We start from the raw sequence: 23,521 nt of genomic DNA on the forward strand, positions 1-23,521 counted from the left end.
GAAACGAAAAAACACAGGGTGTATCTGCTTACTCTATAGTGTCCCGTCAATCCGTTTTTCTGCATCCCTGCTATCTGCTGGTTCAGGCTTCAACCAATCTGAAAGTTCATCGGTAGGTTGATACCCCGACACCAGCTTCATCATTTGCTCTCTTATGCCATCATAGTCGGCATTCAGCATCAGCTGTTCCAGTAGCATTAATTCAGGTTTCAGCTCATCCCAGGGCAGAAAACCCTCACGGGCCATCATAATCATAGGATGCTCTGTCCCCGATACGTCGCCACCAATTAATAACTCTTCGTAAAGCTTTTCACCAGGACGCAACCCGGTATACATCAATTCAATATCACCTTCCGGGTTATATTCATCCCGAACCGTTCGACCTGCCAGTCGGATCATCTCTCTGGCCAGTTCAGCAATACGTACGGGCTGGCCCATATCCAGCAAGAATAGATCACCACTTCGCCCCATCGCACCAGCCTGAATCACCAGTGAAGCAGCTTCCGGGATCGTCATAAAATATCGGGTAATTTCCGGATGCGTTACCGTGACAGGCCCTCCTCTTTCAATCTGAGTGCGGAAAACATGAACCACAGAACCAGATGATGCCAGTACATTACCAAACCGCACCATAGCAAAACGGGTTTTCTCTTCGTTTAAACCATCATTTTCCCGAGCCGATATTGCCTGTAAAACCATTTCAGATAACCGTTTGCTGGCTCCCATAACATTTGTCGGGCGTACTGCCTTATCCGTCGATATCAGAACAAAGTGCCGCACACCACCGCTCACAGCAGCCTCTGCGGTTTGCCAGGTTCCAATCAGGTTGTTACGAATACCTGCCACCATGTTCTGTTCAACAATAGGCACATGTTTATAAGCAGCAGCATGATAAAGGGTCTCTACAGAGAATCGCCTGATTACCCTTTCCAGATGCTCCCTGTCCTGCACATTGCCCAATACGGCAATAAGTTCTGGATAATAGCCTGCTTTACCCTCATGAATCGCCTCCGATGAGGACAGAAAATGCCGCAACTCCCTTTCAATGGTATAGAGTGCAAACTCACTCATTTCATAAAGCACCAGACGGGCAGGCTTGAGTGTCAGCACCTGACGACACAATTCAGATCCAATTGATCCTCCTGCCCCGGTCACCATCACAGAACACCCCGCCACGCAGGATGACAACAACTGCTTATTCAGCTGAACAGAGTCACGACGTAGCAGGTCCGTTACTTCAATATCAGACATATCAGAGTACTGAATTTTCTGACTATCAACATCCACCAGAGCTGGCATCACTTTTACCGTCACCGGATGATTTTCCAGCATACGCACCATCTCTCTTTGTCGGGAGACAGTTAAAGAGCCAATCGCCAGAACTACACTATCAATACCATAGCGCTCAATGAGTCCGGGGAGTTCTTCCGGACTATAAATACGCAGTCCTACCAGCTCACTCCCCTGAATACTGGCATCGTCATCAAGAAAACCTACCGGACTGACATCCGTACTATTAATAAAAGCGGTTGCCATCTGATTGCCGAAGGAGCCAGCACCGTATATCAGCACCCTGTTAGCATGTCTGTTTTTATAACTGTATCCGACAGGCGATAACTGCCGGAACATCCAGCGCCCCAGCATTCGGGTACCTCCCACCGCCAGCAACGCCGTCATCCAGAAAATGATTATGACAGCCAGAGGCAGAGCTGCACCGATCACATTCAACGCCAGCATCCATATCAGTGTCCCCAGACTGACGGCCTTTACTACATTCCATAACGCGTGATAGCCAACATAGCGAATCACAGCCCGATATAACCCGGTCGGTATCATCACAGGGATCACACTGACCGGAGCCAGAACAGATACCAGAATCAGACTGCTATCTCCGGCATATAACCAACGGCCATAATGCAACACCAATGCGACCTGGCAGGCCACACAAAGCAGCCCGACATCCACAGCCACACTGACCAGCCGCTTATATGGCCTGGAACGTTGTAAAAACCAGTTAAATAAACGCTTAAAGGGTATCAGATCAGGTTTACTCAAAGACTGCATTCCTGTTTTTCTTCCGCTCCGGCATGATAGCGCCACGCCAGAAATATCAAAGGGGCATAAGCAGCTATCAGCCCTGCCCAGTCAGCAATTTTCCCCTGACTAACCAACAGCGCCAATGGAAATAACCAGAACACGTTAATCATAGCGACACCCAGCGACACCCTTATATGGCTATTAAAGGTACGAGCAGCAAACTGATAAGCATGACTCCGATGGGCTTCGTACAGTGCTTTTTTACGCCAGGCTCTGCGTATCAGGGTAACTGTGGCATCCGTATTAAAAACAGCCATCAGCATCAGAGCGCTCCAGAATAGCTCACTATTCAACTTACCCGAAATCAGCACCAGAGTGGCAAATGTAATCCCAAGAAAGCCACTTCCGGCATCTCCCATAAAAATTCTGGCGGTCGGAAAATTCCATAATAGAAACCCCAGAGCCGACACTGAAATTACCGCAGGTAATATCCACACAGAGTCATCCGATGACAACGAAAACAGGATCGCAAGCCCTCCTGCGGTTGTAACCGCCTGAATACCTGCAATACCATTAATACCATCCATGAAGTTATACAGATTCAGCATCCATACCATAGCAGGCAGAATCAGCATCATGATCAGTACCGGAGTAATAGTCACCCCTGCCAGAGAGATCTCAGGTAAACCGCTCAAGGCAACCACAGCGATCAGCACAGCCAGAAAGTGTGCCATTAAACGCCAGCGCGCCGGAATATGGCCATGATCATCAATAAAGCCCGTTATGGCCGTCAGGCTGCCCCCCGCTAATAATGGCAACCATGCAAAAGCAGGCACTCCATCCCATACCGACATGAGCACCAGCACCAGCAATACCGTCACCACGACAGATACGCCACCACCTCTGGGGGTAGGGACCTGATGAGAGCTCCGTCCTCCGGGCAGATCTATCAGATTCTTACTCAGAGCATACTGCCTAATCAGCCCGGTCAGTCCGTAGCTAACAAAAAACACCAGTATTAATGCAATTAAAAAACCCGTCTCGTTCATCTGTTTATTCTGCTTTTATCTTACGATTATTCCCTTTACCGGATGACTCTGTATTCTGAGGCTCTATCAGGAAACAGCGGACTGTCTCCGTTAATCCCTGATCCACAGTCACCGGAGGCTGCCAGCCAAGCTGACGATTCTTACTGATATCCACAGATAAAGGCTCACATAATCTCTGATAAATTCCTGCCTTACCCGCCATAGTGGCTGCCAGTTTCAACAAGCAATCAGGCAAGGCAAACAGTCTGGAGGAGCGCCCCATCGCTTGCGCGGTTTTACTTAAAAGCTCACCAATGGTCAGATCCTGGCCATCGCTGACCATAAAGGTTTCATTAGCCACATCCGGGTGCTGTAAACAGAAACAGATAAAGTCCACCAGATTATCGACATACACCAGACTTCTTCTGGCCCGGACGGCAGCCAGGGGCAAAGGTATCCCTTTTGATACCCAGCGCATCAGAGTCCGGAAGTTCGCTCTGACTCCAGGCCCATAGACCAGAGGAGGTCGGATAATGACCACCTCCAGACCTGTTTTTTCTGCAATATCAACCAACTGTTGCTCAGCGATCCATTTTGAATCGCCGTAAGGATCAGCCGGAACCGGAGTCTGTTCCGGGCTATAACAACCTTTTTCGCCATTTACTTTGACGGAACTGATAAATATCAGGCGCTTTACACCTGAACGGACAGCACTTTCAGCCAGCCTGACCGTTGCCAGTACATTGACAACATTAAACTGCTCCCTGGCATAAACAGGGTCTTCATTCATCACATGAGCCCGTCCTGCACAATGGACCACCACATCAACCCCTTGCAACGGCTCTGACCAGTCTGTATTACCATCAAAATCCGGCATGACAAAATGATCCGGGTGATCATCCTCTTTACGACCTGCTGTCATCAGATGTAAATCACCATCAGCGCTCAGCCGATGGTATAATCGATTCCCCACAAAACCACTGCTACCGGTCAGCAGAACCCTGAGTTTTGCCTTCTTTTTCACTGGCAATATCCAACATAATCAAAGCCTGCCATCATACCAGATTATCGGTGCAATGCTCTGGGCATCCTGTGATCCGGGGCAAGATGCCCCGACAGGTACTGTTCAAAAAAACAGGAAACACGTACACTGCTGTTTTTCTTTTTGATCGGAACATCATCAGACCTCAGATGATGATCACTGTCGGGAACAGATATGAGCGGTAGTCAGAATAACGACCAGTATAATGCCCAGGCCATTGAAGTACTCAGTGGTCTGGACCCCGTTAAAAAACGGCCAGGCATGTATACAGATACCACACGCCCCAACCACCTCGCCCAGGAAGTCATCGATAACAGCGTCGATGAGGCACTGGCCGGGCATGCCCGGAATATCCAGGTCACGCTGTATAAAGATGGCTCATTATCAGTCGAGGATGATGGACGAGGCATGCCAACGGATATCCACCCGGAGCATGGCGTCAGTGGCGTGGAACTGATCCTGACCCGACTACATGCCGGTGGTAAGTTTTCCAATAGTAATTACCAGTTCTCAGGCGGTCTTCATGGGGTGGGGGTATCGGTTGTCAACGCTCTGTCATCAAGACTGGAAGTGTACGTAAAACGTGCTGGCGAACAGCTGAAAATGGTATTTGCCGATGGAGAAAAAGTATCGGATCTGGAAATCGTCGCCAGTGTAGGCAAACGTAATACCGGTACCAGGGTCCACTTCTGGCCGGATGCCAGCTACTTTGACAGCGCCAGAATCTCAGCTACACGACTGAAGCATAATCTGAGGGCTAAAGCCGTTCTCTGCCCCGGTCTGTGCATCTCCTTCCGGGATGAAAATACAGATGAACAGATACAGTGGCAATATGAAGATGGTCTGACAGACTATCTCAAACAAGCGGCAACAGACTGGGAAACCCTCCCCGCTACACCTTTTACCGGCAGCTTCAGCGCTACTACAGAAGCAGTAGACTGGGCGCTGCACTGGATGCCAGAAGGCGGGGACCTGCTGGGGGAAAGTTATGTCAACCTGATTCCTACCGCTCAGGGCGGCACTCATGTCAATGGCCTGCGTACCGGATTACTGGAAGCTCTGCGGGAGTTCTGTGAGTTCCGTAATCTGCTGCCACGAGGTGTAAAGCTGTCCCCGGAAGATATCTGGGAGCGCTGCAGTTATGTCTTATCCGTTAAGATGCAGGACCCTCAGTTTGCAGGACAGACCAAAGAGCGCTTGTCATCCCGGCAAACTGCCAGTTTTGTCTCAGGTGTTGTCAAAGATGCTTTCAGCCTCTGGCTGAATCAGCATACTGCCGAAGCAGAGCAACTGGCTGAAATGGCCATTAGTTTTGCCCAGAGACGCCTCAGAGCCAGCAAAAAAGTGGCTCGCAAAAAAGTGACCCAGGGGCCTGCACTACCCGGAAAACTGGCAGACTGCTCAGGACAGGACAGCCTGCGTTCCGAACTCTTTCTGGTAGAGGGAGACTCAGCAGGCGGATCTGCCAAGCAGGCCCGTGACCGGGAGTTCCAGGCCATACTGCCCTTGCGAGGAAAAATCCTCAACACATGGGAAATCAGCTCAGACCAGATTCTGGCATCCCAGGAAGTCCATGATATCGCGGTTGCCATTGGTATTGACCCGGCATCCGATGATCTGACAGGGCTACGCTATGGTAAGGTCTGTATTCTGGCAGATGCTGATTCTGATGGTTTGCATATTGCGACCCTGATCTGTGCTCTGTTTATCCGTCATTTTCCGGCTCTGGTAGATAAAGGCCATGTCTATGTGGCTATGCCTCCTCTGTACCGCATCGATATCGGCAAAGAAGTGCACTACGCCCTGGATGATGACGAAAAGCAGGGAATTCTTGATCGGCTGGAAGCAGAGAATAAACGCGGCAAAATCAATGTACAGCGTTTTAAAGGTCTGGGTGAGATGAACCCGATGCAGCTCAGAGAAACCACTATGGACCCCAATACCCGTCGCCTGGTCCAGCTAACCCGCGAAGAACATGACGGTACACTGGAAGTGATGGATATGTTGCTGGCGAAGAAGCGTTCCGGAGATCGTAAACACTGGCTACAACAGTACGGTAATCTGGCTGAGATCTGATTCTGCGCTCAACAGTATTACCGGATAAGAATATTCTGGTCCTGGACCAGAATATTCAACTCATTGACTGCTTGCGGATGTATGTCAGGCTTCAGTGCCATCCTCCGCAGAAGCATCCATGATACTACCCGACTCGCTGGCAGCCATCTTGCCAATTTCTTTATCAATAAAGAACAACCCTTTCCCATCTTCACCAATAATTTCAATCTTATCCAGGATACCTTTGAACAGCTTTTCCTCTTCATGCTGCTCGGCAACATACCATTGCAGAAAGCTGAACGTAGAGTAATCCTGAGTTGTAAAGGCAGTATGAGCCAGATCATTAATTTTCTGAGTAATCAGGCACTCATGCTCAAACACTTTCTCAAACAGATCTTTAATGGATCCAAACTCTGCCGGAGGAGCCTCAATTGAGCCAATCATCGCCTGAACACCGGTTTCATTTACATACGTAAACAAACGTTTCATGTGCTCCATCTCTTCATCCGCATGCTTCTGCAGGAATGCCGCGCAACCTTCATAGCCTTTATATTCAGCCCAGGCACTCATTTGCAGATACAGATTTGAAGAATAAAATTCCAGATTAATCTGCTCATTCAGACGATCGATCATGGCTTGTTTTAACATGGTGTCTCCTGACAAAGGGGGTATCTCTTGATTATTGTCTCTCATGATACTGCATCAGTATCAGAGGATAGATTACATTTCCTGAGGCTTACAAAGCCGCTTTTTTTCCATAGCAGAGCGAGCACACTTAACACACAGATAACGGCTTTTTTCCGTCAGTCTGACCAGCTCATCAAAGTGATCTTTGATATCACTTTTACTGAATTTGCATAAAGCTCCGGAGCGGATAGATTTCCCCATAATTTTACCTGCTGCAACAACATACACAAGAGAGGTCAAAAACCGGCCACATCTGCAAGGCTGGTAACTTTTTGCATGATAACAATTATCATCCTTAATTTATATCAGAAACAACCAGAGTCAGAGTAATATCAAATATCTGATAACGACGGGATAACATAGAAGTTAATCGGTATATAAATCAGCATCATTATGTAATGACGACAGAATCAGACTACTCAGATTATCTTCTGTCACCACCTGATTACGACCACGGTTCTTTGCTGAATACACCGCAATATCAGCTCTGTGCATCGTCTCTTCAATGGCTTCTTTTGGTTTATATTGCGCAACCCCAATACTGGCCGTAACCCGATGAGATGGCTCCAGAATTTCAAGACGCGCCGCTTCCATTGCCTGCCGGAGACGCTCCGCAACATAAACTGCACCATCCAGAGGTGTTCTCACCAGTACCAGTACAAACTCCTCTCCTCCCAGACGGGCTACAAAGTCCACTTCTCTGACACTGTTTCTGGCCAGATCCGCAAATGTCTGCAGCACTTCATCACCGGTTTTATGGCCATACTGATCATTAATCTGTTTAAAGTGATCCAGATCGACAAAACAGAGACTGAATTCGTAGTCACCCCGTACAGCCAGAGCCTGTTGACGTCTCAGAATATCCATCAGATGGCGCCGGTTATATAAACCGGTCAGATCATCCGTAATAGCCTGCTCTTTGACCTGTTTCATAACAGCATTCAGCTCGGAATTTCTTTTTTTCAGCGCCCAGCGCAAGCTACTGATTTCAGTACCGATGATGCTTACTCCGATAAGCATAAACAGAAAAACAATACCGCCCAGAAACTCACTGAGTAAACCATGCTCGTGCTTGCCGCTCAGATGCAACAACGCCATCACTCCCGTGTAACAGCTCAGAATAACGACGCCCATGATAAGAAAGCCCCGACGCTTCATTCTGAAAGCACCAAACAGAACCACCAGAAGATAATGCATTAAAAAGACACTATGCAGGTCCGGTACCAGATAGATAGAAATGGTGTTGGTCAATGTATGCCAGATTAACTGAGGAATAGTCAGGCTGGGGTCTTTAAATAACAGGTTGATGTCATAACTGATCATCAGAGGGAATGACAGATTAATCAACCAGATCAGACTGTACAGCAGAATAAAAGCCGTTATGGACATATCCACCAGTCCCATCATTCGGGCGACTATAACAATAACGGTCAGTACCAGCCCTGATCCTGTCGCCATCAGTGTCCGGCGCATACGCAGCATCTGATGCGTTTCAGAAGGTATCAGGTGTGGAAAGTAACGATACAAAAGTGTAGTCATATATCCCTCATGCCAATCACATAGGTACGCCCGCTTCATCCCTGCTGTCATTACAGACAAGCTACCAGAGCAGGCTTGTTATTATTATTAATCATTACATGCTTCTACTTTACCGGATATATCTGCAAATCTCTGTAACATGTCTTGTCTTTTTTCGTCTTAGGGATACAGATCTCATTTTAATGACGTAAATGACATTACACTGGCAAAGCAGTCAGGAGCAGGCATAAATATTATTCTGTTCATGCCGATGATACATACCTGAACCAAAAGTATTTCGACTTCTCCTGCCTGCAGACAAAGACAGTAGCGCCTGGCAGGAAAGCTTCCGTTCAGTTGTTTATCGCTCTTAGCAAACCCGGAAACAAGAAGAAAGCGGATTATCCCATTTGCCCCCTGAATATAGCGATCCGGACTATATTTATATCTATAGAAAAAAACCGATATAACGGATTGTTTTAAAAACCTGGTGCTTAGCTATTGGAAATAGCGGATGAAGCAAACTAAATTATTTAAATAATCATCTTGAGATTATTTCAACGAGAGAATCATGATTGAGATCAGACATCTGAAAACCCTGATGGCCCTTCGGGACACTGGCAGCCTGGTTGAAGCGGCTGAACGTATACACCTGACTCAATCAGCTCTGTCTCATCAGCTGAAAGATCTGGAAGAACGTCTGGGTTGCACTCTGTTTATCCGCAAAAGTAAACCACTGCAGTTTACCGGCGCAGGTATGCGCCTGTTACAGCTTGCTGATGATACAATGCCCCTGCTTCGAGCTGCGCAAAGAGATCTGGATCGGATGGCCGGAGGGGAAGTCGGCCGTTTACATATGTCGATCGAATGTCATAGTTGCTTCCAGTGGCTGATGCCGACTATCGACAGCTTCCGCAATAACTGGCCGGAGGTTGAGATGGATTTCGCATCAGGTTTTAACTTTGCTCCTCTGCCAGCACTGGCCAGAGGCGAACTGGACCTGGTCATTACCTCTGATCCTCAGCCGCTGGCCAATGTCAGCTATGTCCCTCTGTTCCGTTATGAAGGGATGCTGGCTGTTGCCAAACAACATGAGTTTACCCGAAAACACTTTATCACCGAACAGGAATTGGCAGATGAAACCCTCATTGTCTACCCGGTAGAGAGAGACAGACTGGATGTATTCAGTCATTTCCTGACACCCGCCGGTATAGAACCCAGAGAAACCCGCTCTGCTGAACTGACCATTATGATGATGCAGCTGGTCGCCAGTGGTCGGGGAGTCTGTGCCCTGCCAAACTGGGCTCTGACAGAGTATCTGGAACGAGACTATGTCCGTGCAGTCAGATTAGGCGAACAAGGGCTCTGGAGTACTCTGTATGCAGCAATCAGAACGGAAACAGCCGATACGGCCTATATGAAGGATTTTCTTCGAACAGCAAAAGATGTTTCATTCAGAACACTGAATGGTATCCAGCCAGTCCATCCATCAGAAGAACACTGAGATATAAAATCTGAAAAGAAAAGCCGGGAACAAAAAGAAAAGCTGGGAATGAAAAAAAAGGGGCCCACTGCACGGCCCCTTCTCAACAAGGAGAGATAAAGGATAGAACATCAAGTCTCAGCTACAAATCAACCTGCGTTCCAATTTACTGCAGGAAAAATATTACTGAATCCCCACACTTTCTTTGTTGATATCCATCAAAAAAACCCAGGTGAAGAATTAATCTGCATCAAGTTTCTGTGAGTCATGCTTTTTTCTACGGCAAAACGCACCTGATCAGAAAACATTTATTTCCCGGCAACAGATAGTATATTGTCAGATTCTCCCACCAGCTCCGGCCGGAAACGAGGGAAAATCAGACTGAATCTGGCCCCCCCCAGGTCATCGCTTCTGTCAACCATCGCACTACCCTGATGCCAGTAGGTAATACGGCGCACAATGGACAAGCCGAGGCCATAACCTCCGGTCTCCCGTGTACGGCTGTCATCCAGCCGGGAAAAAGGCGTAAAGACCCGGTCCCAGTCTGCTTCAGGAATACCAGGTCCATCATCATCCACATCAATACGCAAGCTATCTGCTTCGGTATAACAACTGACCACGACCTGGCTTTCAGCATAACGGCAGGCGTTGCTGACCAGATTCTGCACGGCTCGCTGAAAATAGCGTACTTCAACGTCTGCAGTATCACCATAATCAGGGCTCAGATGGATAATCTTCAGCTCCAGCTCTGGCTTCAGTACCTGTAAACCATCTGTTACCTCTTTTATCAGGGGCATCACCTGGACATGTTCATACTGCAGCTTCAGACTCTCCTGCCCGAGCCGGGCATAGGTCAGAATTTCGTCAACCAGTTCATCCAGTTCCTGAATATCATTATCCACCCCTTTCAGCTGCTTACGAATGAAAGGATCTTCAGCCAGATCCTCAATCATCTGCATACCAAAACGTATTCGGGCAACAGGCGTTCTCAACTCATGAGATACCGCATGAATCATCTCCTGCTGTGTTCTGAGAAGCTCTTGTACCTGACGGGTCATTGAGTTAAATGCCGATGCTAAACGGGCAACAAAATCATCTCCGTCAACCCTGACCCGTGTATTAAGATGGCCCGCAGCAATCCGACTTGCCGCCTGCTCAACTTTCTGTAACCGGTGTTCGAGCACCCGGACAGACAGATAAACACCGCTGGCTGACAACACCAGAGCAATCAGCGCAATGCCTGCCAGCATGGGTACAGGATACGGATCAAACAGTTCGACCGGTCCGACCTGAAGTAACTCATCATCCTGAAGATGGGCATAGGCAACAACGGAACGCCCGCTTTCAGTAAACGTCAGCACAGTTTCACCTTCAGCCAGCTGGACCTGCTCCAGTCGCCCAAGATTTAACTCAGAGGTGCGCACACGATTCAGCTCATAATAAAAGTGGGCTTCCTTACTGGCCAGTACCTGATCAACCGGCTCTCCGGTTGACAGAATAGTCTGTCTTAACAACTGAACCGATGCCCTGGCATGTTGTTCCGATAAACGGGGAATCCTGGCAGTCACCAGCAAATCCTTCGACATATCCAGATAACGATAGGCTACCAGCTCTCCGGTATCGCCGCTGTCCAGCAGTAACACCCGGTTTTCTGCCAGACGCTGCATCTGCCAGCTATCCAGCGAGGTATCACCAGACGTCACAATATTCAGTTCCAGATCCATCAGATCTGCTGTCTCAGACAACCACTGTTGCCTTTGCTCTGCCGGCGTTTGTTGCCAGCCTTTTGCCAGAAGAAAAAATGTACCTGAGGCCAGCTGTTCACGGTACTGTTCAAGACGCACATGATTAATCAGAGATGTCGCCAGCACAGCCAGAAGAATCACTACCAGCATTGCCAGTAACATATGCAGATAGACACGAATAAAAATACTGTTTACACGAAGAGAGTTCGCCAGTTTCAATGCAGTATCACCCGATCAGGATCCATCAGAAACAAAACCACCGCACAAAGGCGGTGGTTAAGATCAATAAAAAAGGCAGGATAATCATCCTGCCTTTCTATCTTAAACTTCCTTAACAAAAAGGTAACCCTTACTGCGTACCGTTTTAATACGACGTGGATGCATAGGATCATCTCCGACCTTAGGCCGTATACGGGACACCCTGACATCAATAGAACGGTCCTGACCGTCATATTCAATGCCTCTCAGCGCGGTAAAAATTTCTTCCCGTGTCAGTACACGTCCGGCATTAGAAGCCAGCAACCACAACAGATCAAACTCAGCACTGGTCAGATCAATACTTTCATCTTTCAGCCAGGCCTCTCGCATAGCATTATCAATGACCAGATCTCCGAACTGCAGACGGCTGTCATCATCCGGTACGGCTTCAGCAGGTTCTTCTCCACCAGTTACCCGCCGTAATAAAGCCCGGACTCTGGCCAGAAGCACCCTTGGACGAACAGGTTTGGAAACATAGTCATCAGCTCCCATTTCCAGACCAACCACCTGATCCATATCATCCGTTCTTGCTGTCAGCATCAGTATCGGGCCACTGTATTCAGGGCGCACACGACGACAGACACCTAGTCCATCTTCACCCGGTAGCATTACATCCAGAATAACCAGATCAGGTTTTTCATTCAGAATACGCTCTACCGCGCGATTACCATCACCTTCAACACCCACTTCAAAACCATTTCCTTCGAGGTACTCTCTGGTCAACGTGGCGAGGCGTTCATCATCTTCTACAATCAGAATGCGGGAAGTTTCTTGTGTATCCACGGAATAATCTACCTAAATTATCTGTATTGTCAGCTACGGCCAGGCGTCACCTGAAAAATAACAAGTAAAGGTGCGCTGCTGCTTGTTTTATTTTTACACACTTTAGTAACGATATAACGGCCTTAAAAGACAATGCTTTACATTTCTGTCATAGTTTTTGCCACAATAACGGAAACACGACACTATTTTTCTTGAACCTCTATCAGGATACGCCTTTTCTTCTGTCTGTGATTCACTGATATTCAATCATATTTTATCAGCACCCGGTCGTTCTCTGCGATTCCGACAACCCGACCAGAACAGGTATATTCAATGCACTTTCTATGCATAATGCGTATCTTTTACTCACCGTAATCATACATCAGGTTACATTTAAAACAATATGTGTCGTCTGAGTTGTTGTCTGAGCGAGATCAAAAAAAACTTTCATTTATTTTGCCTGATAAGCTGAAAAAAATTCTTTTTTCTAGCTTGAATTTTTCATTTCCCCTCTGGAGTCATCCTTTCCCGGTTAGTAGGTTTTCACCCCCTGAATAAACACAATTTATCCACAGGTTATCCACTTGCGCAAGAAAAAAAACAACATTATCTTGTGCTCCCGTTCACAGCAAACCCAATATATTGGGTTTATGCATAAACAGAACTACAATTCAATACAGCCCTTTAATTCTGGCAGTTTTTCCGGATCCGATCCGGTTTTTTTGTTTAACGGGCAGACAATATTTGCGCTTTTATAGAACACTGCTCTTCTGCTACAGGCCGTTGATCCGGGCAGGAGATCATTTACGACGATTTGAATCGCCGTTTCCATAACCGACATAACCAGGCAGGCAATTAAATAGCTATGGCACAGGATATAACTCAGAATGCAGCCCTGAGCTCACTTCAGGTCATGAAGCGTACGGGTGATCTGGTAACTTTTGACCCGCAAAAAATCTCTGTAGCGATGAGCAAGGCTTTCATTGCTGTCGAGGGAGATAATGCTCAGGCATCCAGCCGAATCCATGAACAGGTTGAGAAGTTCACCCAGTTAATTGCCGGAACCTTTCTGAGACGCATGCCTGCTGGCGGAGTCGTGCACATCGAAGATATTCAGGATCAGGTTGAGCTGATGCTGATGCGTTCAGGTGAACACAAGATTGCCCGTGCTTACGTACTGTACCGTGAAGAACACGCCCGCTTACGTGCGGCTAAAGAAAAAGGTATCAGTAAACCTCATCCAAGCATCAACGTGACTCATCCGGATGGCCATAAACTCCCTCTGGACATGGGGCGTATCGAGACCGTTGTATCTGAAGCCTGTGCAGAACTGGCTGAGGTCGATAAACAGATTATCATCAATGATGCGCTGAAGAATCTGTATGACGGTGTACCTGCTGATGGTGTATCGACTGCGCTGATGATGGCCGCACGTACCCTGGTAGAAAAAGAGCCAAACTACACTTATGTCACCGCTCGCTTACTGCTGGATAACCTGCGCCGTGAAGCACTGAGCTTCCTGAATATAGCCGATGAAGCGACTCAGCATGAAATGGATGAGCTGTACCCTCAGGCATTCAGAGCCTATGTTGCTAAAGGTATAGAGCTGGAACAGCTATCTCCGGAACTGGCAGAGTTTGATCTGGAAGCCCTGGGAGCCGCGATCAGACCAGAAAACGATAACAACTTCACCTATCTGGGCCTGCAGACTCTGTATGACCGTTACTTCCTGCATTGTGACGACGTACGCTATGAGCTGCCTCAGGTGATGTTTATGCGTGTTGCTATGGGACTGTCGCTGAACGAAGCACAACGCACTGAGCGTGCTATCGAGTTCTATAATCTGTTATCCAGCTTTGACTACATGGCATCAACGCCAACCCTGTTTAACTCTGGTACCCGTCGTCCTCAGCTGTCTTCCTGCTACCTGACACACGTGCCGGATGACCTGGAAGGCATTTATGGTGCCATTAAAGATAACGCCCTGCTGTCCAAGTGGGCCGGTGGTCTGGGTAATGACTGGACACCTGTGCGTGCACTGGGCTCTTACATCAAGGGCACCAACGGTAAATCTCAGGGTGTAGTACCTTTCCTGAAAGTCGTTAACGATACCGCTGTTGCTGTTAACCAGGGTGGTAAGCGTAAGGGTGCGGTCTGCGCCTATCTGGAAAGCTGGCATCTGGACGTCGAAGAGTTTCTGGATCTGCGTAAAAACACCGGTGATGACCGTCGTCGTACCCACGATATGAATACAGCAAACTGGGTACCGGATCTGCTGATGAAACGTGTGTTCGAAGACAAAGATTGGACTCTGTTCTCTCCATCCGACACTCCGGATCTGCATGATCTGTACGGCCTGGCTTTTGAAGCACGCTATGAAGAATATGAGCGTAAAGCCGAGCTGGGCGAAATTCGCCTGTTCAAGAAAGTAAAAGCAAAAGACCTGTGGCGCAAAATGCTGTCCATGCTGTTTGAAACAGGCCACCCATGGATCACCTTTAAAGATCCGTGCAACCTGCGTTCACCTCAGCAACATGCCGGTGTTGTACACTCGTCTAACCTGTGTACAGAAATCACACTGAATACCAGTGCCGATGAAATCGCGGTCTGTAACCTGGGTTCTGTTAACCTCGCCCAGCATGTCACAGACTCTGGCGAGCTGGACGAAGATAAGATTCGTGCCACTGTGACCACAGCGGTACGTATGCTGGATAACGTGATTGATATCAACTACTACGCAGTACCTCAGGCACGCAACTCTAACCTGAAGCACCGCCCTGTGGGCCTTGGTATCATGGGCTTCCAGGATGCACTGTACAAATCCAAAACCCCTTACGCTTCAGAGCAGGCCGTTGCTTTTGCCGATCGTTCAATGGAAGCGATCAGCTACTTTGCGATTAAAGCTTCCAGCGACCTGGCCAGAGAACGCGGCCGCTACGAAACCTATGATGGTTCTCTGTGGAGTCAGGGCGTATTGCCAATCGACTCACTGAACAACCTGATTGAGGCTCGTGGTGAGAAATTTATCCAGGTCGATCAGAGCAGTACTCTGAACTGGGATGCTCTGCGCGATCAGGTACAGACTCAGGGCATGCGTAACTCCAATGTGATGGCCATTGCCCCAACAGCGACGATTTCTAATATTTGTGGTGTATCTCAGTCTATTGAGCCGACGTATCAGAACCTGTACGTAAAATCGAATCTGTCTGGCGAATTCACGGTGGTGAACCCGTACATGGTACGTGATCTGAAAGCTCGCGGTCTGTGGGACGAGGTCATGGTGAACGATCTGAAATACTACGATGGTTCGGTTCAGCCGATTGAGCGTGTACCTGCTGACCTGAAAGCACTGTACTCTAATGCCTTTGAGGTTGAGCCACGCTGGTTAGTGGAATCCGCCAGCCGTCGTCAGAAGTGGATCGATCAGGCACAGTCCCTGAACCTGTACATTTCAGGAGTCAATGGTAAGAAGCTGGATATCACCTATCGTATGGCCTGGCTGTGCGGCCTGAAAACCACGTATTACCTGCGTGCAATGGGCGCTTCAACTGTTGAAAAATCAACCGTTGACCGGGGCACACACAATGCCGTTTCGGCCAATGCAGCGCCCACCACACCAACGGCTGCACCGGCACCAACCCCGGCTCCGGCAGAAAAACCGGCGAAGGATGAGTTTGAGCTCGACGGTGAAGCTGCAGCAGTACCACTGGCCTGCTCTATTGATAACCCGGATTGTGAAGCCTGTCAGTAAACACAACCGGTTGTGGATAGTACTGGTCGGCAATAGCCGGCCAGCTGGCAGGGATGCCAGATCATAACTCTTAAACGGACCCATACCACCGGGGACGGTTTGCCTCAGTGCTTTATCCGGGTGTTATAAGACAGCTCTCTGGTTTTGCTGATTGATCAGATCAATTTCAGAATCACCGGATTTATCCTGTCAGAGCACTGCAGCAAACCGGAGTTTCGGTATAATACGGGCTATACTGTATAAATAATCAGTTATCTGATCTCTTATCTTTTCAGAGGTAATCACTATGCTAAGCTGGGACGAATTTGATTCCGACGATACCGCTGTCGCAGAACCAAAACCACATTATGCCCCGCAGCCAAAAGCTGCTCCACAGGCAACAGCACCAGTTAAGACTGCTGCTCCGTCCCCTGCTCCAGAAACGGCTGCCGTTCAGGTCAGCCAGCCAGCCGACCTGAGTGCACAGGAAAAAGCCCGTCAGGCTGTTAAAAATATTGATGTAGCGCCAGGTCTGGAAGATCTGGAAATGGGTGCTGCACGTATCGAAGTCGACGACAAGCGTATGATCAACTGTCGTGCCGACCTGAACCAGCTGGTCCCCTTTAAATATGATTGGGCGTGGCAGAAATACCTGGATGGTACTGCAAATCACTGGATGCCGCAGGAAGTCAACATGAATGCGGATATCGCCCTGTGGAAAAGCCGGGACGGTCTGACTGAAGATGAGCGTATGATTGTCATGCGCTCTCTGGGTTACTTCTCCACGGCAGATTCTCTGGTTGCGAACAACCTGGTACTGGCGGTTTACCGCCTGATCACCAACCCAGAGTGTCGTCAGTACCTGCTGCGTCAGGCATTTGAAGAAGCGATTCACACGCACGCTTATCAGTACTGCGTGGAATCTCTGGGTATGGATGAAGGCGAAGTATTCAACATGTACCGTGAAGTACCGTCCATCGCGAAAAAAGCCAGCTGGAGCCTGAGTCACACTCACTCCCTGTCTAACCCGAACTTCCAGACCGGTACTCCAGAGACCGACCAGGAACTGCTGCGTAATCTGATCGCCTTCTACTGTGTGACCGAAGGCATCTTCTTCTACTGTGGCTTCAGCCAGATTCTGTCTATGGGTCGTCGTAACAAGATGACGGGTGTAGCAGAGCAATTCCAGTACATTCTGCGTGACGAATCTATGCACCTGAACTTTGGTGTCGATGTGATCAATCAGATCAAAATTGAGAATCCGCACCTGTGGACATCAGAGTTCCAGGAAGAAGTGACTCAGATGATTCTGGAAGGCACTGAGCTGGAAATTGAATACGCTCGCGATACCATGCCACGTGGTGTTCTGGGTATGAACGCAGGCATTATGGAAGAATATCTGCACTTTATCTGTAATCGCCGCCTGCAGCAGCTGGGCCTGAAAGAACAGTTCCCTGGAGCAACCAACCCGTTCCCATGGATGTCTGAAATTATCGACCTGCGTAAAGAGAAGAACTTCTTCGAAACTCGTGTAACCGAGTATCAGGTTGGTGGTGCTCTGAGCTGGGATTAATATCTCTTAGCACAGATCATGGGATATATTTCCCACAACTCTGTTCCGGTTGTGATCAGCAACCGGGGCAGAGTCCCTGCCATCAAATCCATCTGAGAAACGATCACTCTGCGTATTTACCTTCAGCCTCGCCAGGCTTTTAATACCTTTTCTCTGTTTCGAACCAGATTCTCCTCGGCCAGCTGCCGGGCCAGCTTTTTCCAGAAAGGATGCACACGAGCCTGAGCCACAGATAAACGACTGGACAGATTCTTCCAGGCCGGGGGCAAATGATGCAGATGGCAGGCAAAGCCACCATCCGGGTCACGGGTCAGATAACGAACACGCCTGATACCTGATAACAGAATACGTCCGGTACACATCAGACAGGGTTCGAGGGAAACATAAAGAGTCAGACTATCCCGGGGTAAATCAGCAAAATGCAGCTCCAGCTGATTAATCAGCTCCATCTCTGCATGCCTCTGACTCTGATAACCTTCAGAAAACACCTTATTATGCGCTTCAGTGATCAGATCAAGGTCTTCATTCACCAGAAGAGCACCAACGCCATAACCGTTTTCTTCTGCTGCTAGCATAGCCTGCTCACAACATAAACGAGCCCAGATATCATCTTCATAATCTGCCTCTGGAGCCTGCTGGAAAATAGTGCGATTGATCATCAGTCACTCCCTTCATGCCTGGCAGATGTTATCAATAGAGCTTTCTGAAGATGCCTGATCACATCACCAGACAATATGATTAAACCAGTAATTTTTTCTACCTGACCCGATAATATCAGCATAAATTAAGATCAAACTGGCAATTACTGGCCAGTCAGTCGATATATACGGGTCTGGCGTACATGAAAACGCTCTGTATAAGGGCATCCTTTAGTCTGACTACCAACTGGCAGAAAGATCCATCAATACAATAAAGCTATTATTAATCAAATATTTGTAGAATTATTTAATTTAAATAAAACTAATATTAAGAGTAATCACTCAGATTCTTGTCCTGCCTCAATTGTTCGAATATCACATCCAAGTTACAATCCAATTACATAACTAAAATAAATGTTTACACCCTTAATAACCAAAATGACTATTACAGGACTGGAATCACATGGGAATCCGTCATTGGCCAGTAGGGCGCAAGCTAGCTCTGCTTATCGGATTAATGCTGACTACGCTGACTCTGATAGAATTAAACTCACTGTATCGCTTGTATGATGAACTGCTGACAGCACGCAAGGCTCAGGTTCAGGAACAGGTACAATCCGCACACAGCCTGTTAGGCTTTTACTATAAACAGATCCCTGAACTGGGGGAAGATCAGGCTAAAGCCCAGGCTCTGGCTGCAATAGCCAGTATGCGTTATGGAAAAAACGGATACTTCTGGGTCAATGATATGAACCATAAACTGGTCATGCATCCGATCAAAAAGAAAATTATCGGAAAAGACATGACCAGCTCAAAAGATGCCTCAGGTAAACACCACTGGCAGGAGATGGTACAAGTGGTTAAATCACAAGGCGAAGGCTTTGTTGAATACACTTACAAAGGCCCTCAGTTCAAAGAACCCAAAGATAAAGTCTCCTTTGTGAAAGGCTTCAAACCCTGGGGCTGGGTTGTGGGAAGTGGGGTTTATCTGAGTGATGTAGCTGATATTTTCTGGGCTGCACTGACTGAATCTCTCCTTTTCCAGTTGTTACTGCTGACACTGGCGGTCTGGGGCAGCTGGGTCATGGTGCGCAGCATTACTCAACCACTGAATAAAGTACTGGAAACCGTTCGCTTTATTGCAGGGGGTGACCTGACACATCAGGTTGGGCTGACCCGTAAAGATGAAATAGGTCAACTGGCCAGAGAAGTGGATTCTATGACACGCTCACTGAAGGATATCCTGACCGATGTCGAGCTGGCCGCTGATCAGCTGAGAACCCATACCAGTGAAATGCACCACAACACCGAAGAAACCCGTAATGGTATGGACCGTCAGTTCCATGAAGTTGATAAGCTGGCTTCAGCGATGGAAGAGATGTCCAGCACGATACAGGAAGTGGCCAGAAATGCCGTTGATACTGCCAGTACAACTCAGGCAGCTCGTCAGGAAGCCAGCACCAGCCAGCAGGAAGTAGGTGAAACCGTCAATGCTATCAACTCGCTGGCCAGTAACGTGGCTAATGCCAGCAATGTCATGAATCAGCTGAGCGAACAAACGGATCAGATTGGCAATGTCATCAGTGTTATCCGGGAAATCTCAGAACAGACCAACCTGCTGGCCCTGAATGCAGCCATTGAAGCCGCCAGGGCCGGAGAAGCCGGGCGAGGCTTTGCCGTGGTAGCAGATGAAGTACGCAATCTGGCCAGCCGGACACAAGGCTCCACCGGAGAGATCGAAAATATTATTGAACAGCTGCAACGCAGGGCAGAAGCCGCCAGCAACAGCATGTCCCAAAGTCAGGAGCAGGCCCGTCAGAGTGTCGACCTGATGAGCCAGGCTGGCAGTGATCTGAATCGTATCGTCAGCCATATCAGTCAGGTCAGCGATATGAGTACTCAGATTGCCTCAGCCGCTGAGCAGCAAGGCTGTGTTGCCGAGGAGATTAATAATAATCTGACCGGTATCCGGGATATTTCACAGGACGTTCTGGACAGGACCGGCACCATCACTCTGAGCAGCCAGCAAATTGCAGGTATGGCAGATACATTAAGAGGCAGACTCAGCGCCTTCAGACTGAACTGATCCTGCTCAATAAAGGTCCGGCGTACTGTCCGGGCCTTTATTTCAGGCTCAATCGGTATTTATCCGATATCCCCCCATATTCATACTCAAACAATTTAGTCTGCGCCCACCTGCCAGCAAGTCACTTTGAATATTGATCCTGGCCGTTGTTTCTCATTTTGTGACAGCTTTTCCATTAAAGCTCTGCTATTACTCATGTATGATACATTTTCCACATATACAGAGAATTGTTATGCAGGTTTATCGGGTATACCATCATCCAACCCAGGGATATGCGGCAATCACCTCAGGATTTAACTGGTCTGCAGCTATGATGAATCTATTCTGGACTATGTCAAACAGCTTATGGGGCCCCAGCTTTTTGCTTCTGATCGGCTGGATCGCCTGTATTGCAGGTATTGTGACTGCAGGGCGAATGAATCTCCAGATGCTGGCACTGACATTTGTCGCTCTGGGTGTTCTGCTTCCACTCTGGTCAGGCATGAGCGCTATGGGCTGGCAGGAAAAGCAGTTAAAGAAAAAAGGTTTTAATCTGGTTAATAAAGTAAGGGCTAAATCGGGTAATGGAGCAATACACACCACCCGCCAGAAAGCTGGCAACAAAAAACAGGATTCAGCCTGAGGCCACCTGCCTGCAGAATCTCCCGATACGAAGCCTGACACTGCTGATAACGGCTTGCTTATCCAGCCAGCTGAAAGCTGATAACGGACAGGCTTATTTGCCTGCCAATATTATGGATGGCAGAAACCTGCTGGGGGAAACAGCCAATACCATTGGCAACACCCTGGACTCTCTTTTCGGAGCACCGGATAAAAACCAGATCAACGATAGCGTACTTATCCTGCGTAGCGGTATCTATCTGGATGATAAGAACGAAGCCAGCCTGTTTGGTGAAGTATCTTTTCGAGCCGATCTGCCATCCACTGAAGAAAAGTTACAGCTGCTGGTTCGGGCGCAAAAAGAAGATAACTACGGCGACAATGATAATACCTCTGTACATGACAGAGGGGACAGTCGCTCATCAGAGCAGTTTATCCGATCCAGTAAAGCCGGTATCTATTTCCGTTATATCCATCAAAAAGAAACTTCTCCCTGGCAAACGATTATAGATACGGGATTTGCTTTCGATAATACCGATGCAGAACCGGTCAGCACCCTCAGGGTACGTAAAACCTATCAGTTCCCTAATGGCTGGCAGGTTCGTCCTGAACCCACAGTATTCTGGAGCCATAAAAATGATTTTGCTGTAGGACTGGGCCTGCATAGCCAGAAACGTTTATCAGACACTCTGCTGCTACAAAACAGTACGAACTTCGGAGTATATCTGACGCCTGAAACAAGCTATTACAACCACGGCTGGCAACTGAGCAATCGTTTATCAGACGATCTGCGCGTTTCTTACAACCTGTCATTCTACTCTCACGATGATATTGATGATCCGGTTGATACTGTGGAGATTTCTGCCAGCCTGCGTCGAAGAATTCATGAAAACTGGCTATTTTTCAGTGTAATTCCTGCAGATAAACACAGCTCTGACAATGACTATAAACGGGATCTCAGCCTGACATTACAGCTGGAAGCCAAATTTGGTTCTCAATACTGATTTGTTCCGGGCAGCCCCCGCTATAGCACTCTGTTAACAGCGCTACAAACCATACCAGGCCAGCCTGGTATGGCTCAGACAACTAAAGTCAGCATCTGGTTGTTAAAGCCCGATCCAGTCGTTGCAGGGCTTCTTCAAGCTGAGCTGCCGGGCAACCAAAGTTAATGCGGACAAATCCGGGCAAGCCAAAATCAGCTCCTTCTGATAACGCTACACCCGACTCGTTTAACAGATAACGTGCCGGAACCTCCTGCTCCAGAGTCCGACAATCAATCCACCCCAGATAAGTGGCTTCAGGCGCAGCCATCGACAGCTCTGGCCGGGAATCAACCCATTGCTTTAATTGCTGGCGGTTCTGACGAAGGTAGTCTATCAGCTGGCATCTCCAACTATCCCCCTGCTGAAAAGCCGCTTCGGCAGCCACTAACCCCAGAATATTAACTTCTGGCAAAAAACCCTGAATCGATTGTTTAAATTGCTGTCTCAGTTTACGGTCAGGAATAATGGCTGCAGAACAGGCCAGCCCCGCAATGTTAAAGGTCTTACTGGGAGCAACCAGTGTTACCGAACGCGCGGCAATCTGATCATTCAGTGCCGCAACAGGCCGATGAGTCTTATCCTGATCCAGTACCAGATCACAATGAATTTCGTCGGAACAGATCAGCAGATTATTTTCCAGGCAAAAATCAGCAATCTGCTGCAATTCATATTCTGTAAAAACCCGGCCAGTGGGATTGTGGGGATTACAGAACATAAATAATCGGGTATCTGACGTACAGGCCGCCTGCATCGCCTCAATATCCAGAGTCCATTGTGCAGTAATAGCATCAGGCTCACGCATTGCAACAGTCTGCAGGTGATTCTGATTTCGCTCAGCCAGTTTCAGAAAAGGAGGGTATACCGGCGTATGAGTCATCACAGACTGCCCGGCTGGCGCAAATGCACGGGCAACAGCATGTAATCCACAGACCAGACCTGGCAACCAGACAATGGATTCCGGGGTAATCACCCAGTTATGATGCCGGGCATACCAGCCACATAAAGCGTCTTTCATCGATGAGCTGACTGAACCATAACCAAATACCCCCTCAGCAACCCGGCTTTGTAAGGCCTGAATCACAGCATCCGGTGAAGCAAAATCCATATCAGCAATCCACATAGGGATAACATCCTGACCCTGATAACGCTGCCATTTAATACTGTCGGTCTGATCCCGACGAAGTATCTGATCAAAGTTGTGAGACGTTTCAGAAACCGGGTTCGACATAATTGATC

Annotated in this window: 17 protein-coding genes; 7 read left to right on the forward strand and 10 right to left on the reverse strand. The window is 48.2% G+C overall.

Annotated elements, in window-relative coordinates:
* Positions 1-33: 33 nt before the first annotated feature.
* From H4O21_RS16585 to H4O21_RS16595, 3 genes are read right to left on the reverse strand one after another with little or no spacing between them, the layout of a single operon-like run.
* Positions 34-2,055 carry a polysaccharide biosynthesis protein gene (locus H4O21_RS16585; RefSeq protein WP_255487342.1) on the reverse strand — a complete coding sequence of 674 codons (2,022 nt, stop codon included), beginning with the start codon at positions 2,053-2,055 and terminating at the stop codon, positions 34-36.
* The gene (locus H4O21_RS16590; RefSeq protein WP_182809996.1) at positions 2,052-3,086 is read right to left on the reverse strand and encodes an MraY family glycosyltransferase; all 1,035 of its coding nucleotides are present in this window, start codon (positions 3,084-3,086) and stop codon (positions 2,052-2,054) included. The genes H4O21_RS16585 and H4O21_RS16590 overlap by 4 nt, the downstream gene beginning before the upstream one ends.
* Before the next feature lie 4 nt (positions 3,087-3,090).
* Positions 3,091-4,089, reverse strand: a complete 999-nt coding sequence (locus H4O21_RS16595) for an NAD-dependent epimerase/dehydratase family protein (RefSeq protein WP_182809997.1) — start codon at positions 4,087-4,089, stop codon at positions 3,091-3,093.
* A 192-nt stretch (positions 4,090-4,281) separates the two neighbouring features.
* Here H4O21_RS16595 and parE point away from each other — a divergent pair, with 192 nt between their 5' ends.
* The gene (gene parE, locus H4O21_RS16600; protein WP_182809998.1) at positions 4,282-6,183 is read left to right on the forward strand and encodes a DNA topoisomerase IV subunit B; all 1,902 of its coding nucleotides are present in this window, start codon (positions 4,282-4,284) and stop codon (positions 6,181-6,183) included.
* Between the two features lie 84 nt (positions 6,184-6,267).
* Here parE and ftnA read toward each other — a convergent pair whose 3' ends face one another.
* The 3 genes from ftnA to H4O21_RS16615 all read right to left on the reverse strand — a co-directional run bounded on the left by ftnA (position 6,268) and on the right by H4O21_RS16615 (position 8,388).
* Positions 6,268-6,810 (reverse strand): non-heme ferritin, encoded by a 543-nt coding sequence (gene ftnA / locus H4O21_RS16605; protein WP_182809999.1) that lies wholly within the window; start codon positions 6,808-6,810, stop codon positions 6,268-6,270.
* 72 nt (positions 6,811-6,882) lie between these two features.
* The gene (locus tag H4O21_RS16610; RefSeq protein ID WP_182810000.1) at positions 6,883-7,050 is read right to left on the reverse strand and encodes a hypothetical protein; all 168 of its coding nucleotides are present in this window, start codon (positions 7,048-7,050) and stop codon (positions 6,883-6,885) included.
* Between the two features lie 165 nt (positions 7,051-7,215).
* Positions 7,216-8,388, reverse strand: coding sequence for a GGDEF domain-containing protein (locus H4O21_RS16615; protein ID WP_182810001.1), 1,173 nt, complete (start codon positions 8,386-8,388; stop codon positions 7,216-7,218).
* A 550-nt stretch (positions 8,389-8,938) separates the two neighbouring features.
* Here H4O21_RS16615 and H4O21_RS16620 point away from each other — a divergent pair.
* Positions 8,939-9,871, forward strand: coding sequence for a LysR family transcriptional regulator (locus tag H4O21_RS16620; protein WP_182810002.1), 933 nt, complete (start codon positions 8,939-8,941; stop codon positions 9,869-9,871).
* A 287-nt stretch (positions 9,872-10,158) separates the two neighbouring features.
* Here H4O21_RS16620 and H4O21_RS16625 read toward each other — a convergent pair whose 3' ends face one another.
* Together H4O21_RS16625 and H4O21_RS16630 are read right to left on the reverse strand one after the other, a co-directional pair.
* Positions 10,159-11,814, reverse strand: coding sequence for an ATP-binding protein (locus H4O21_RS16625; protein WP_182810003.1), 1,656 nt, complete (start codon positions 11,812-11,814; stop codon positions 10,159-10,161).
* A 102-nt stretch (positions 11,815-11,916) separates the two neighbouring features.
* Positions 11,917-12,636, reverse strand: a complete 720-nt coding sequence (locus H4O21_RS16630) for a response regulator (RefSeq protein ID WP_182810004.1) — start codon at positions 12,634-12,636, stop codon at positions 11,917-11,919.
* Between the two features lie 844 nt (positions 12,637-13,480).
* On the opposite strand from H4O21_RS16630, the gene H4O21_RS16635 reads away from it, so the two are divergent.
* Both H4O21_RS16635 and H4O21_RS16640 read left to right on the forward strand, forming a co-directional pair.
* The gene (locus H4O21_RS16635) at positions 13,481-16,366 is read left to right on the forward strand and encodes a ribonucleoside-diphosphate reductase subunit alpha (protein ID WP_182810005.1); all 2,886 of its coding nucleotides are present in this window, start codon (positions 13,481-13,483) and stop codon (positions 16,364-16,366) included.
* Between the two features lie 286 nt (positions 16,367-16,652).
* On the forward strand, positions 16,653-17,918 hold the full coding sequence (locus H4O21_RS16640) for a ribonucleotide-diphosphate reductase subunit beta (protein WP_182810006.1): 1,266 nt from the start codon (positions 16,653-16,655) through the stop codon (positions 17,916-17,918).
* 122 nt (positions 17,919-18,040) lie between these two features.
* Here H4O21_RS16640 and H4O21_RS16645 read toward each other — a convergent pair whose 3' ends face one another.
* A complete protein-coding gene (locus tag H4O21_RS16645; protein WP_182810007.1) occupies positions 18,041-18,577 on the reverse strand; it encodes a nucleoside deaminase in 537 nt (178 codons plus the stop codon).
* Between the two features lie 442 nt (positions 18,578-19,019).
* On the opposite strand from H4O21_RS16645, the gene H4O21_RS16650 reads away from it, so the two are divergent.
* From H4O21_RS16650 to H4O21_RS16660, 3 genes are all read left to right on the forward strand, one after another.
* Positions 19,020-20,642 (forward strand): methyl-accepting chemotaxis protein, encoded by a 1,623-nt coding sequence (locus tag H4O21_RS16650; RefSeq protein WP_182810008.1) that lies wholly within the window; start codon positions 19,020-19,022, stop codon positions 20,640-20,642.
* 232 nt (positions 20,643-20,874) lie between these two features.
* Positions 20,875-21,264, forward strand: a complete 390-nt coding sequence (locus H4O21_RS16655; RefSeq protein ID WP_182810009.1) for a hypothetical protein — start codon at positions 20,875-20,877, stop codon at positions 21,262-21,264.
* Complete coding sequence (locus H4O21_RS16660) at positions 21,206-22,246, forward strand: hypothetical protein (RefSeq protein WP_182810010.1); 1,041 nt, start codon at positions 21,206-21,208, stop codon at positions 22,244-22,246. The genes H4O21_RS16655 and H4O21_RS16660 overlap by 59 nt, the downstream gene beginning before the upstream one ends.
* Before the next feature lie 88 nt (positions 22,247-22,334).
* On the opposite strand, the gene H4O21_RS16665 is transcribed toward H4O21_RS16660, so the two are convergent.
* Positions 22,335-23,513: a MalY/PatB family protein gene (locus H4O21_RS16665; RefSeq protein ID WP_182810011.1), complete on the reverse strand. Its 1,179-nt coding sequence runs from the start codon at positions 23,511-23,513 to the stop codon at positions 22,335-22,337.
* Positions 23,514-23,521: the final 8 nt, after the last annotated feature.

It is taken from the genome of Oceanospirillum sediminis, assembly GCF_014164585.1.
Taxonomy (GTDB): Bacteria; Pseudomonadota; Gammaproteobacteria; order Pseudomonadales; family Halomonadaceae; genus Oceanospirillum; species Oceanospirillum sediminis.

Bases quoted from the DNA above. Each gene is read 5' to 3' on its own strand.
- H4O21_RS16635 (WP_182810005.1), top strand. From the start codon at position 13,481: ATGGCACAGGATATAACTCAGAATGCAGCCCTGAGCTCACTTCAGGTC.
- H4O21_RS16620 (WP_182810002.1), top strand. From the start codon at position 8,939: ATGATTGAGATCAGACATCTGAAAACCCTGATGGCCCTTCGGGACACT.
- H4O21_RS16590 (WP_182809996.1), bottom strand. From the start codon at position 3,086: ATGAACGAGACGGGTTTTTTAATTGCATTAATACTGGTGTTTTTTGTT.
- ftnA (WP_182809999.1), bottom strand. From the start codon at position 6,810: ATGTTAAAACAAGCCATGATCGATCGTCTGAATGAGCAGATTAATCTG.
- H4O21_RS16640 (WP_182810006.1), top strand. From the start codon at position 16,653: ATGCTAAGCTGGGACGAATTTGATTCCGACGATACCGCTGTCGCAGAA.
- H4O21_RS16660 (WP_182810010.1), top strand. From the start codon at position 21,206: ATGGAGCAATACACACCACCCGCCAGAAAGCTGGCAACAAAAAACAGG.
- H4O21_RS16610 (WP_182810000.1), bottom strand. From the start codon at position 7,050: ATGGGGAAATCTATCCGCTCCGGAGCTTTATGCAAATTCAGTAAAAGT.
- H4O21_RS16655 (WP_182810009.1), top strand. From the start codon at position 20,875: ATGCAGGTTTATCGGGTATACCATCATCCAACCCAGGGATATGCGGCA.
- H4O21_RS16615 (WP_182810001.1), bottom strand. From the start codon at position 8,388: ATGACTACACTTTTGTATCGTTACTTTCCACACCTGATACCTTCTGAA.
- H4O21_RS16645 (WP_182810007.1), bottom strand. From the start codon at position 18,577: ATGATCAATCGCACTATTTTCCAGCAGGCTCCAGAGGCAGATTATGAA.
- parE (WP_182809998.1), top strand. From the start codon at position 4,282: ATGAGCGGTAGTCAGAATAACGACCAGTATAATGCCCAGGCCATTGAA.
- H4O21_RS16665 (WP_182810011.1), bottom strand. From the start codon at position 23,513: ATGTCGAACCCGGTTTCTGAAACGTCTCACAACTTTGATCAGATACTT.
- H4O21_RS16650 (WP_182810008.1), top strand. From the start codon at position 19,020: ATGGGAATCCGTCATTGGCCAGTAGGGCGCAAGCTAGCTCTGCTTATC.